Annotated in this window: 10 protein-coding genes; 4 read left to right on the top strand and 6 right to left on the bottom strand. The window is 46.9% G+C overall.

Features of this window, described 5'->3' with window-relative positions; all coding sequences use genetic code 11:
* Positions 1 to 113: 113 nt before the first annotated feature.
* The 3 genes from araH to ACWYU8_RS08520 form a co-directional block, all read right to left on the bottom strand.
* On the bottom strand, positions 114 to 1,103 hold the full coding sequence (gene araH, locus ACWYU8_RS08530; RefSeq protein ID WP_457518888.1) for an L-arabinose ABC transporter permease AraH: 990 nt from the start codon (positions 1,101 to 1,103) through the stop codon (positions 114 to 116).
* A 17-nt stretch (positions 1,104 to 1,120) separates the two neighbouring features.
* Positions 1,121 to 2,638, bottom strand: coding sequence for an L-arabinose ABC transporter ATP-binding protein AraG (araG, locus tag ACWYU8_RS08525; protein WP_457518886.1), 1,518 nt, complete (start codon positions 2,636 to 2,638; stop codon positions 1,121 to 1,123).
* A 64-nt stretch (positions 2,639 to 2,702) separates the two neighbouring features.
* Positions 2,703 to 3,701: an arabinose ABC transporter substrate-binding protein gene (locus tag ACWYU8_RS08520; RefSeq protein ID WP_457518884.1), complete on the bottom strand. Its 999-nt coding sequence runs from the start codon at positions 3,699 to 3,701 to the stop codon at positions 2,703 to 2,705.
* Between the two features lie 370 nt (positions 3,702 to 4,071).
* Between ACWYU8_RS08520 and ACWYU8_RS08515 the strand changes: the two genes are divergently transcribed.
* The 4 genes from ACWYU8_RS08515 to araC all read left to right on the top strand — a co-directional run bounded on the left by ACWYU8_RS08515 (position 4,072) and on the right by araC (position 9,342).
* Positions 4,072 to 5,775 carry a ribulokinase gene (locus tag ACWYU8_RS08515; protein ID WP_457518882.1) on the top strand — a complete coding sequence of 568 codons (1,704 nt, stop codon included), beginning with the start codon at positions 4,072 to 4,074 and terminating at the stop codon, positions 5,773 to 5,775.
* Complete coding sequence (locus ACWYU8_RS08510; protein ID WP_457518881.1) at positions 5,768 to 6,502, top strand: L-ribulose-5-phosphate 4-epimerase; 735 nt, start codon at positions 5,768 to 5,770, stop codon at positions 6,500 to 6,502. The genes ACWYU8_RS08515 and ACWYU8_RS08510 overlap by 8 nt, the downstream gene beginning before the upstream one ends.
* 63 nt (positions 6,503 to 6,565) lie before the next feature.
* Entirely contained in the window at positions 6,566 to 8,068 is a 1,503-nt protein-coding gene (gene araA, locus ACWYU8_RS08505; RefSeq protein WP_457518879.1) for an L-arabinose isomerase, read from the top strand.
* A 437-nt stretch (positions 8,069 to 8,505) separates the two neighbouring features.
* On the top strand, positions 8,506 to 9,342 hold the full coding sequence (gene araC, locus ACWYU8_RS08500) for an arabinose operon transcriptional regulator AraC (protein ID WP_457518877.1): 837 nt from the start codon (positions 8,506 to 8,508) through the stop codon (positions 9,340 to 9,342).
* A gap of 73 nt (positions 9,343 to 9,415) precedes the next feature.
* Here the strand turns inward: araC and galM are convergent, their stop codons facing one another.
* Genes galM through ACWYU8_RS08485 form a run of 3 tightly spaced genes read right to left on the bottom strand, consistent with a single transcriptional unit; the run spans position 9,416 to position 12,895 of the window.
* Positions 9,416 to 10,495, bottom strand: coding sequence for a galactose-1-epimerase (gene galM, locus ACWYU8_RS08495; protein WP_457518875.1), 1,080 nt, complete (start codon positions 10,493 to 10,495; stop codon positions 9,416 to 9,418).
* Positions 10,496 to 10,551: 56 nt separating this feature from the next.
* Entirely contained in the window at positions 10,552 to 11,490 is a 939-nt protein-coding gene (locus ACWYU8_RS08490) for a glycoside hydrolase family 43 protein (protein WP_457518874.1), read from the bottom strand.
* Positions 11,491 to 11,500: 10 nt separating this feature from the next.
* Positions 11,501 to 12,895, bottom strand: a complete 1,395-nt coding sequence (locus ACWYU8_RS08485) for an MFS transporter (protein ID WP_457518872.1) — start codon at positions 12,893 to 12,895, stop codon at positions 11,501 to 11,503.
* Positions 12,896 to 13,159 lie beyond the last annotated feature (264 nt).

Raw genomic sequence — 13,159 nt, 5'->3', positions numbered from 1 at the left:
TAAACCGACCAGCAACGCTCAGTACTTTAAAGGGCTGTAACACGAAAAATAAAAAGTCCCCTCATAACTGAAGGGACTTTTTCTAAATTTGCGTTTTGGATTTAGCTGTTCGGTTATGCTTTTGCTGTCTGTTTGTAGCGGTCAAAGATAACAGCCGCTAGCAAGATAGCACCACGCACAACATACTGAGCAAATGGCGACATGTTCAGAAGGTTCATCGCGTTCTCAACGGTGCCCAGAATCAGTACACCAGCGATAACGTAAGAAACTTTACCAATACCACCTTTTAGCGACACACCACCAAGCACACAAGCCGAGATAACCACCAGCTCAAAACCAACAGAAGTCATTGGCTGTCCACTGGTCATACGTGCGGCTAAGATAACCCCAGCAAGTGCAGAGATAAAGCCCGACACAGTGAAGATGATCATTTTAGTTTTAACTACATCCACACCTGCCAAACGTGCTGCTTCTTCATTACCACCAATTGCCAGAGTGTTACGGCCGTAAACTGTGCGGTTAAGAAGGAATGCAAACACAGCAAAAGTAATAATGGTGAGCCAGATTGGCGTAGGAATACCGATGAAAGAAGAGTTACCTAGCGCGAAGAAGTTTTCTTCAGTGATACCGACTGCTTTGCCGTCAGAAATGATGTAGCCCAGACCACGAGCAATCTGCATGGTTGCAAGCGTAGTGATCAGCGCGTTGATTTGTAGTTTTGCAATGACAAAGCCGTTTAGTAAGCCAAATGCTACCCCGGAAAGTAAGCCTGCGCCCACGCCCAGTACAACACTCCCAGTCGCGTTGATCGCCACAGCAGTGACTACACCAGAACAAGCGATGATTGAAGCAACTGAAAGGTCAAGATCACCACAAGCAAGACAAAACAGCATGGCACATGCCACCATACCACTCATTGAAATTGCCAGGCCTAAGCCTTTCATGTTGATAAAGGTAGCGAAGTAAGGAACGAACAGGCAGCAGAGCAAAAACAGACCTGCAAACACCATTAGCATTCCAAACTTATCCCAAATTTTACCGAAGTTGAAGCCGCCAGATTTTATTTCTGACTCAATAGATTTAGTAGGGGTTGATACAGACATAATGATATTCCTTAATTTTAAGCGGCTGCCGAATCTTCTTTATCTAGCATTGCCAAACGAAGAGCGGTTTGTTCGTTAAATTCGTCGCGTTGCAGTTCACCCGTAACCGCACCGTCTTTCATGACAACTACGCGATCGGAGATACCCAACACTTCAGGCAAATCGCTGGATACGACGAGTACGGTTACACCGTTTTCTGCCAGCTTAAAAATGAGTTCGTAAATTTCAGACTTCGCACCGACGTCAATACCACGAGTAGGTTCATCAAGTAGGATCACACTCATTGCAGTTGATAGCCAACGACCAAGAATTACTTTTTGTTGGTTACCACCAGACAACTTGCCGATAGGTTGTTCCAGAGAAGAAGCTTTTATGTTTAGCGCTTCTTTCTGTTTAGACGCATTGTTCTTTTCCCAGTCAAAATCGATCAGGCTCTTGAACTTTAAGTGCCAGGGACGCGCACTAATATTCGTATTCTCTTGGACAGACATGATAGGAACGATGCCGTCTGCTTTACGATCTTCCGAACAAAGCGTAATGCCGTAACGAATTGCATCTTGTGGGTTTCTGACACCAATCTTGACATCGTGTAAGAAAAGATCGCCGCCAGTTTTTTTATCCGCACCGAAAATAAGACGAGTAAGCTCAGTACGACCTGCACCAACCAGACCAAACAGCCCCAGGATTTCACCTTGTTTAACATCCAGTGAAACCGGTGAGGTTAACCCCGGACCTTCGAAGTTTTCGAGGCGCAAACCACTCTTACCGTGTGCACGTGGGCGGTAGTTGAAGATGTCAGTAATTTCACGGCCAACCATCAATTCCACTAAGCGATCATGTGTCAGTTCAGACATGTCGTGGAAAGATTGCACATGCTGACCATCTTTGAAGATCGTAATTGCATCACACAGGTCGAAGATCTCTTCCATACGGTGTGATACATACATGATGATTTTGCCAGCGTCCCGCAGTTCACGGATAACCTTGAACAGGTTTTGAATTTCACGTTGAGACAAGCTACTGGTTGGCTCATCAAAAGCAATAATTTGCGCATTACGGCTTAGCGCTTTGGCAATTTCCACCATTTGCCACTGGCCGATAGATAACTCTTTTAACTGGCAAGAAGGGTCAAATGTTTCACCTAGTCGTTCAAGCTGTACACGTGCATTTGCATTTAGGGTTTCAGTGTCAACTCTGCCACCTTTAGTCGGTAGTTGACCAAGATAAATATTTTCTGCAACTGTCAGTTCAGGAACCAGATTAAGCTCCTGATAGATAATTGCGATACCGTGTTCTAGGGCATCGTTGGTTGAGTTTAGAGCGACTTCTTGACCGTCAATCGCGATATGACCTTTAGTTGGTTGATGAAAGCCACTTAAGGTTTTGAGTAGAGTTGATTTTCCTGCACCGTTTTCTCCCATTAAAGCGTGTACGCTGCCTGCGTCTGCTCGGAAGCTAACGTTATTTAATGCCTTAACACCAGGGAAGTGCTTCGAGATATTTCGAAACTCGATGTATGAGGGGGACTTCGCCATGACATTCTCTCCGTTAAATCAGTTGGTGACGGCTAAGCTAACTGAGCCGCCACCAAAAACGAGCTTATAGCCCTTTTTTCGCTAGTTCGTCTTTGAAGTTGTCACGAGTGATAAGAACAACGTCCGTCACTTCAACATATTTCTCTGGCTGAACGTCTTCTTTTACCCACTTGTATAGAGATTCAATACTCTTGTAGCCGTGGACATCTGGGCTAGGTAGTAGTGAGCCGTAGAAGCCAGTCGCTTGAGATTTCGCCAATTCGTTAACCGCATCAACACCATTAATACCAATACCGATTACGTTGTCAGCGCCGAATCCTTGACCTTCCGTTGCACGAACACCGCCAAGCACTGTGTTGTCATTCATACCAACCACAAGCCACTGTTTAACATCTGGGTATTGAACAAGAAGTGAGTTTGCAGCATCCAATGCACCAGGGATGTCATTGGTTTTCGTTGGTACGCGGTAGATTTGACCTTCAGGAAAACCAGCTTGTTTAAGCGCTGAGATAGACCCGTCTACTCGACGACGTGCAGTATCAAGCTCGTCTGCTGTGATCGCCATAACGCCTGTTGTAGAAGCATCCCAGTTACGACTCTGCATTTCTTTGTAAAGCTCGATACCCTGACGTTCACCGATAGCGGTTGCCGCCATCATCACCAAAGGTACATCTGTCATTGGTTCGCCTTTAGCGTTTAAGAACTGGTCATCAACCGTAATAACTTTTAGGTCATAGCTTTTCGCTTTCGCCATGATTGCAGGACCTAACTTAGGGTCAGGAGTACAGATAACGAAACCTTTAGCACCTTGCGCCGCTAGAGTATCGATAGCATTTAGCGTTTTTTCGCCATCTGGCACCGCCATTTTTACGACTTCGAAGCCTAAGTCTTTACCGGCTTTTTCAGCAAATGACCATTCAGTTTGGAACCATGGTTCTTCAGGTTGTTTAACCAGGTAACCTAGTCGAGTGTCATCATTTGAACCAAAAAATGCATTAGCAGAAGCGCTTAGCATTGTGACGCCAGATAGGGCAGCGATTGTGAGGAGTTTTTTGAGTTTCATTGTTATCCATCCACTGGTAGAGGTGAGTGTTCGCTGTACATATTTGTGGATTTTTGAACATTTGTTAGTGACAACAATCACAGCTAAAAATTGTAGCGAATTTGTCCATTTATTTAGCCAGAGCGGCTATGACACAGATCTCAATTATGCGACCAATCACTATTTCAAGCGGTAAGTCCCCTAGTTGAATCGTTAAATCAGTCGTGTTTTTACCGTTCCCGCCTAAAAACAGACGGTGTTAAAAGGAACACAAAAAAAAGCCCATGACGTTTTTGTCCATAAAGTTAGCGGGCCTCTTTATGGGATAAAAAGGCTCCTCTAGCTATAACAACAAGTAGATTTAGTTTGCTGACCAAAAGTTGGAGCAGTCATGGAAACAATAAACACACATCAACAGCATGTCATTGGTTTGGACTTCGGTTCGGACTCCGTACGTGCTCTAATCGTAAATGCAGAAAGCGGCACAGAAGTATCCTCTTCTGTCGTTTATTACCCAAGATGGATGAAAGGGCTATATTGCCAGCCTGCTCAATCCCAATTCAGACATCATCCTCAGGATTATTTGGATGCGATGACCAGCGCTATCCAAGAGGTGCTGACAAGCGTTCCGGCATCATTAACCTCTTCAATTGTTGGTATTGGTGTAGACACTACGGGCTCTACGCCGGCTCCAACTGACGAAAACGGTAACATCCTGGCCTTGTTACCAGAATTCGAAAACAACCCAAATGCGATGTTTGTGCTTTGGAAAGACCACACATCAGTGTCAAAAGCGGACCTGATAAATGAGCTCGCCCACTCAGGTAAGTTTACAGATTACACCCGCTACATCGGTGGTGTTTATTCATCTGAATGGTTCTGGGCCAAAGCGGCTTGGGTCAGCGAGCAGGACGAGCAAGTCGCTAAAAGCGCGTACAGCTGGGTAGAACTTTGTGACTGGATTCCAGCGATTCTCGCCGACACTCAACATCCGCAAAAACTGCGTCGTGGCATTTGTGCTGCCGGACACAAAGCCATGTGGCACGACAGCTGGGGCGGCCTGCCTGACCAAGCGTTTTTAAGCGCGATTTCTCCAACGCTAGATGGCATTCGCGATCGCATGTACACGGAAGTATTTACTTCTGACCAAGCTGCCGGTTACCTGTCAAAAGCATGGGCAGAAAAACTGGGCTTGCCAGAAGGCATTGCGATTGCGATTGGTGAATTCGACTGTCATATGGGCGCAGTAGGAGCTGGTGCTGGAGCGCATGACCTGGTGAAAGTCATCGGCACCTCAACGTGTGACATTTTGATGGTTGAAGCAGACAAGGTGGGCGATCGTACTATTCACGGTATTTGTGGGCAGGTTCAGGGCAGTGCGATGCCAGAACTACTGGCACTAGAAGCAGGACAATCTGCATTTGGTGATATGTACGCCTGGTTCAAGAATGTTCTTATGTGGCCATTACAAGCGTACGCAGAGCGTAACCCAGACTTCGCCATAACCGCAGAAGAGATCGCATCTGATTTATTGCCAATGCTATCACAAGCGGCTGAGCAACAAGGCATCGACAAGTACACTCCAGTGGCGATGGACTGGCTCAACGGTAGACGCACACCATACGCAAACCAACGCTTAAAAGGTGCTATCTGTGATTTGAACCTTGGTAGCGCTTCACCGGCCATATTCTCAGCGCTGGTTGAGTCGACGGCGCATGGTGCGAAAGCGATTGTAGATTGCTTCATTGAACAAGACGTAAAAGTTGAACGCGTGATTGCAATCGGTGGTATTGCTCAGAAATCTCCTTTCGTGATGCAAATGTGTGCGGATGTGATTGGCCGCGAGATCATCGTAGTCGAATCCGATCAGTGCTGTGCACTGGGTGCTGCGATTTTTGCTGCAGTCGCAGCTGGCGTATACCCAGACACCAAAGCCGCACAAGACGTAATGGCAAGTCCAGTTCGTCAAACTTACTCTCCAAATCCACAAGTGCAAGCACTGCGAGCGGACCGCTACGCGACTTATCGTCAACTTGGCCAGCACATGGAACAAATAGCCGAGTTCCACCAATCTCAGGAGCGTACAGATGTCTGAACAAGCAACATGGAATGAAGTGAACTCATTGGCTGAACGTATGAACGCCCTACGCCATCAAGTGTGGCAAGCCAACATGGATCTTCAGCGTCATAACCTAGTGACTTTTACCTGGGGCAATGTTTCAGGTATCGATCGCGAATCAGGTTTAGTGGTTATTAAGCCAAGTGGCGTCGAATACAGCGAACTCAGTGCGGAAAACATGGTGGTTGTGGATCTGCAAGGTGAAATCATTGAAGGCAATCTTAAGCCTTCTTCTGATACCGCGACGCATCTAGAGCTATATCGTCAGTTCCCGTCAATTGGTGGCATCGTGCATACACACTCCTCTTATGCGACGTCATGGGCGCAAGCCGGCGCAGCGATTCCAGCCTTTGGCACCACACACGCGGACTATTTCTATGGTCATATTCCATGTGCCCGCGCCTTGACCACACAAGAGATTGAAAACGATTACGAGCTGAATACAGGCAAAGTGATCGTCGAGACAGTTGGTGCAACTGACCCACTGGCGATTCCTGGAATCTTGGTTCGCGAACACGCGCCATTCACCTGGGGAACTGACCCACACAACGCAGTACATAACGCGGTGGTGGTGGAAGAAGTTGCCAAAATGGCGTTCCGCACCCTGTCTATCAACCCGAGCACGTTACCAATCCCACAGACCTTGCTGGATAAGCACTACTTACGCAAGCACGGTAAAGACGCGTATTACGGACAAAAGTAATTAACAATTGTCGCCTGGCAAGTAGCGAGGCGACCAATACGACACAGAATTAACGAGGCACTTATGAAAAATTTAACAAACAAATCTGTATGGTTTATCACAGGTTCACAGCACCTATACGGCCCTAAGGTACTGGAGCAAGTAGCAAAAAATAGCGAAGAGATCGTTGCAGGTTTTAACCAGGGTAATGATGTATGCGTGCCTGTTGTGTGTAAAGAGACCGTGAAGTCACCAGAAGAAATTCTCCACGTTTGCCAACAAGCGAACAACGATGAAAACTGTCTGGGTGTGGTGCTATGGATGCACACTTTCTCGCCAGCAAAAATGTGGATTTCAGGTCTTAAGCAGCTGAATAAACCATTTGTACACCTGCATACTCAGTTCAGCGAAGCGCTGCCTTGGGAAAGCATCGACATGAACTACATGAACCTTAACCAGAGCGCTCACGGCGACCGCGAGTTTGGCTTCATCGGTACACGTTTAGGTCTGGATCGCCGCGTTATCGTCGGACATTGGCAAAAACCGTCAGTGCGCAAGCAACTTGACCACTGGTGCCGTGCTGCAATTGGTTGGCATGAAAGCCATACTCTACGTGTCGCACGCTTCGGTGACAACATGCGTCAGGTTGCGGTAACTGAAGGTAATAAAGTCAGCGCACAAATCGAATTTGGTTTTGAAGTGCACGCGTACGGTTTGGGTGAACTAACCGAAGTGATCAACCAAGTAGAAGACAGCGCGATCAACGCTCTGCTAGAAGAGTACCGTGCGACGTACAGAATCGCGCCTGAAATCTTTGAAACGCAGGAGCAATTGGAAATTCTTAAGAACGAAGCGCGTCTAGAATTGGGCATGGAGACTTTCCTACAAGCTCGTGGCTGCATGGCGTTCGTGAATACGTTTGAAAACCTGACTGGTTTGACTAACCTGCCTGGTCTGGCAACTCAACGCTTAATGGAAAAAGGCTATGGTTACGGCGGCGAAGGCGACTGGAAAACAGCTGCACTGACACGCATCATTAAAACCATGGGACAAGGTTTACCGGGCGGTACGTCATTTATGGAAGACTACACCTACAACCTAACTGGTGAAGGGCAGGTATTGGGCGCGCACATGTTGGAAGTGTGTCCGACTATTGCTGCAGACAAACCATCGATTGAGATTCATCGCCATACGATTGGCAAAACCGACGATGTTGCACGCGCGATCTTTAGTGCGAAATCTGGTCCTGCGTTAGTGGCGACCTTAATTGACCTTGGTAACCGTTACCGTTTGTTGGTGAATGAAATTGATACCGTGACACCGCCGTCAGAGCTACCTAACTTGCCTGTTGCTCACGCGCTTTGGGAACCTCAGCCAAATCTGGAAGTTTCTGCAGCAGCATGGATTCACGCGGGTGGCGCTCACCACAGCGTATACACACAAAACGTCACCTTAGATATGCTGGAAGACTTCGCTGAGTTTGCTGGTATCGAGCTGGTCGTGATTGATAAAAACACAACCGTTCGTGACTTCAAAACGGAGCTGAAACACAACAGCCTGTTCTACCGTTTTAGCAGCGGTATCTAATAATACGCATGCACCTATTCGGCTGAGGGGGTCAGTCGAGTAGGTGTTTTGCTATATATCTGACATCCGACTTCCCGCACATCATGCCATCTCCCCTAATTGCTTTAGCAATTCCCTACCTCTCGTTTTCGTTACCTATTTTTTTACTGCGCAAAGTAATCGAGTAGTATTGGCAGGTCATGCGCATGCCAAAGGAACAAGAATAGTAGTGCGGTTTGTGACAACTATACTGATATATCCATGCTTAGCATGACGGGTTGTGGCGTAGCGATATGATATGACGTGTTAGACGTCTACCATCGCAACAAAATAATAGCTGCAACCGATAATCATGGTGAAGAGTTAAAACAACAACGTAAACAACGCTTCCCACTCTGGTTTATTTTTTCGCCGCACGATTTTGTGGCGCTTGTTAATGCTGTTATACGGAAGAGAGAATGCAAAACGATCCATTGAAACCTGGATATGACTTCAATGCTCATTTAGTTGCGGGCTTAACACCAATCTCGAAAGACAACGCTCTAGACTTTGTCATCGATCGTCCCAATGGGATGAAGGGTTTTATCATCAACCTGACGGTCAAAGGACAGGGAACGGTGTTCCATGGAGACGAATCCTTTACGGTTAATGAAGGGGATTTATTACTCTTCCCAACTGGAGTACCCCACTACTACCACCGCTCTGAAGAGGCGGAAGACTGGCATCACCGCTGGATCTATTTTCGTCCTCGGGCTTACTGGATCAATCGCCTTAAGTGGGAGAATTCCATCAATGGCGTGTTTATCACCAATGGCGTCCACATTGACGATCAGGAGAAGATAAAGCAGCTCTTTAAACAAATAGAAGAGCTGAGCAAGCAAGACGAACCCTACAGCGATGAGTTAACGCTGAACTTATTAGAACAGCTGCTTATTCGTTGCAAAATGAATCAGCCAAACCTGATCAAAAAACGTGTCGATCCGCGAATCACCGAAGTCTTGAATTACATAGCTAAGCACCTTAATGAAGAGTTTACTAATGAAAAACTCGCGGAATTGATATGTTTGTCTCCATCTCGATTAGGGCATCTGTTTAGGGATGAAGTTGGCATGACGATTACCCAATGGCGTGATGACCAACGAATCAGTCGCGCCAAGCAGTTGTTGGTGACGTCGAACTATTCCATCAACCAAATCTCTCGCTTGATTGGCTATTCCGATCCGCTTTATTTTTCACGAGTGTTTAAGAACAAAGCAGGATTAAGCCCGAAACTCTATCGTGAGAAAGTGATGTAAGTATACCCAAGTATCCTTAAAATGCTGGGTATACATGTCGGGCAGGAATTTATCCTGCCCGAATCATCTCTGATCACTGAAAGTTAAACTGGTAACTGGTTTGGTGCTGGTAGAACGACTTTTGGGTAATAAAGCGTTTGTTCGCTTCTGGCCATTCTGGGTGGTTTGGGCAATCAGGTAAGAACTGAGTCTCAAGCGCTAGCCCTTGATAATTCCGATACTCCCCATTACGTGATGGCGTCCCTGCCAGGAAGTTGCCGCTGTAGAACTGAATCGCAGGTTTGTCGGTAAACACAGACATCACCACCTGCTTATCTGAGCTGGTCAGGCGAGCAATAGTGCTGGCACCATCAGTCAGCTCTTCTGGTAAGGTAAAAGCGTGGTCATAGCCTTTGGCTAGCTTCTGATCTTCATCTTGCTCCAGACGAGTACCGATTACCTGAGCAGAATTAAAGTCAAAGTTGCTGCCCGCTACCGCTTTTAGCTCTCCGGTTGGGATAAGATTTTCATCGGTGGGCAGGTATTCGTTAGCGAGCAGTTGCAACTCATGGTCAAGAATGGTCTTGCCAGATTCTGCACCGTCTAAATTAAAGTAGGCGTGGTTGGTCAGGTTTATCGGGCAGTCCTGGTCACAAATCGCCGAGTATTCGATACACAGCTGGTTGTTTTCTGTCAGCGTATAAGCGACTTCAGCAGTAAGGTTCCCCGGGAATCCTTGGTCACCATCAGCAGACATCAAACAGTAAGTAATGTGCGAATCGCTTCTGTCTTTCACTAACCAGCGGCGTTTATCAAAGCCTTCAACACCACCGTGCAGGCTGTTACCATTATCGTTTCGAGTAATGGAATAAGTTTGGCCGTTTAAGCTGAACTGGCCATTGGCGATGCGGTTGGCAAAACGGCCAATGGTCGCACCTAAAAAAGCAGAATGAGACTGATAATCGCGCAGAGATGTCATTCCGAGAAGAACTTCTCGCGTCCCGGATGACGTAGGAAGCTGACAACTTAACCATGTCGCACCAATGTCCATAAAGGTGGCTGTCATGCCGTGATGATTACGTAAGATATGAACCTTGGCAGGCTCGCCATCTGTAAAAAGATCGCGCTCAATCGTAGCCTTGATCGAGTCGGGTGGGATTATGCTGTTGGGCATAGAGGCTCCTTTCAAAAACACAGTACCTGCAAATCGCAGGTACTGAGATAACAGGACTAAATCGCTTCGCCAAAGAGTGGAAAACCGTCTTTCCAAATCAGGCGTTTGATACGAGTGTGGCGGTTAGGGTCCCAAAGTGGGTCGCCTTCAATTTCGGTGTAATCGCGCGCGTGATAAACCAGCAGATCATGGCCTTCTTCATCGACGGTAAAGCTGTTGTGGCCAGGCCCGTACACCTTTTTCTCCCAGTTGGTTTTAAACACAGGTTCTTTGGCTTTCACCCAACTTTTCGGGTCAAGTAAGTCACTGTTTTCATCGGCGTACAGCAATCCCATGCAGTAGTTTTCATCTGTTGCACTGGCAGAATAAGTAATCCAGAACTTGCCGTGACGTTGAATAACCGATGGCCCTTCATTGACCCAAAAGCCAATTTGCTCCCACTCAAACTCTGGAATCGTCAGGCACTGTGGCGCTGTACGCAGCTTGGTTGGCGTTTCTAACTCGGCAATGTACAAGTTGGAGTTCCCGCCGATGTTGTTGTCCTTTTGCGCCCAAACGTAGTAATTAACACCGTTGTGACTGAACGAGGTCGCATCCAGACAGAACGTATCCATACCCGTGTCGATTTGTCCTTCGAATGTCCATTCCGGTGTGATCGGATTTGGGTTCGGATTCGATATCGCGTACATACGGTGCTGGAACAAACCATCCACGATTTCTCTAGACGGTGCGGCAGCAAAGTAGACATACCAGGCGTTGTCTATAAAGTGCAGCTCCGGTGCCCAGATTAAGTCACTGTATGGGCCCGTATCAGGTTTGTACCATGCGTTGATCAGTTCGCTAGTGCTGTCGAGCTCAGCAATGGTCTTTGCCCGACGAATCTCAATGCGATCGTATTCCGGTACCGAAGCGGTGAAATAGTAGTAACCGTCCGTGTGCTTGTAGATATGCGGGTCGGCACGTTGCTCGATAATAGGATTGACGAAATCAGTCATACTGCTTACCTTAATTTACGTAACTTGATTGAGGTTTTGAAGAATGAACGTCACTTAAGTTTTTCTCTTCTTCTAAGATGTTTGTCGCAGTCATCGACTGGTAATACTTATCGGTCACTTTGTATTTGAACATCAGTGAACCCATTAAGAAGTGGAAGAAGCCAGGGATAATCGTCAGCATCAGCGCGATACCCGTTAACGCGTAATCTGATTGAGCTTCATTTGGCACGTAGTTGAAGAAAGTCAGCAGCCAACCGACCACTGCTCCGCCGATACCCATTCCCAACTTCTGGCTAAATGAGATGCCGCCAAACGCAAGACCTGACACGCGTTGACCCGTTTTATATGCACCGTAATCCACGGCTTCTGCAATCGCTGACCAAAATACCGGTGCGTGTAAATCCACCACGAAAGAGACCAAGAAATACAACACGAAAGCAAGAGCTAAGTCGTCACGACCTACAAACAAGTAAAGCATTGCGCTTAGTAGAAGTACCGCGACCTGGCTGTAGCGGAACAGCTTAATTTTACAGTACGACTTCGTAATCCAGGTTGATGCAACCATCGCCAGAATCGCCGCGCCAACACCAGTTGCAAGGAATGCTGAAATCGTGCCTGCGTCGCCACCGAGGTAGTACTTGGCGTAATAGGCTGCAACCGAACCACGAATCACGTAACCAATAGTGCCCGTCACACATACCGCGCAAAGCACTAACCATTGGTCGTTTTTCATCAGTAATTTAACTTGGTCTTTGAACGATTTTTTGTCGACTACGTGTTCAATGCGTTCTTTGGTAGTAGCGAAACAAAATAGGAACAGAAGAGTGCCCATCAGTCCCATTAATCCCATCGAGTATTCGTAACCCAGTTGGATGTTATCCTGACCCCAGACAGCAGACAGTTGTGGCACAATGATAGTGACTAGAAACGCTGCGATCTTAGCGAAGAATAAGCGATAGCCATTCGCAGACAAGCGCTCTTTCGGGTCGTCGGTCATCACACTGATTAATGAGATGTACGGAATGGTCACAGCAGTAAACATTACGGTAACAAGGATGTACGTTGCGTAGGCGTAAACCAGTTTGGTGTTGTAGTCACCGTCTGGTGTGCTGAAAGCAAGATAGACCGAGATGCCGAACGGAATCGCCAGAAAGAGTAGGTATTGACGATAGCGCCCCCAACGAGAGGTAAACTTATCGGTAATCATGCCCATCACCGGGTCGGTCACCGCGTCAATTAGACGAACCACGATAAATAGCATCGCTAGATCTTCGGGTTTGATGCCAAAAATATCCGTGTAGAAGAATGTAATGATTAACATCATTGATGAAATCACCACGTTGACCGCCATGTCACCGGCACCGAAACCGATTTTTTCAAGGACAGGTAATTTATATTTATACATAGGGACAAATCCATTGTTTTCACGATGACACGGATACTACTTATTAAACAGAGGACTGGCTGTTAGGAGTCTCATAGATAAATGGAGATAGCGGTTTTGTGCATGCCTTCAGCCAATCTGTTTATGTAAGCAGATGACTATCCGGCGGTAGGGCTAGCAGGCAACTGATATACGGTTTGATCAGAGCAGCACCCTACACAGAAAACCATAATCCAGACATTGGAGTAACGTTATCTTGAACACTGCGCAGACACTGACTACAAT

The sequence above is a fragment of the Vibrio limimangrovi genome (genome assembly GCF_054064025.1).
Note: the sequence above shows the minus strand (reverse complement) of the source record. Positions and strands in the feature narration are given on the sequence as shown.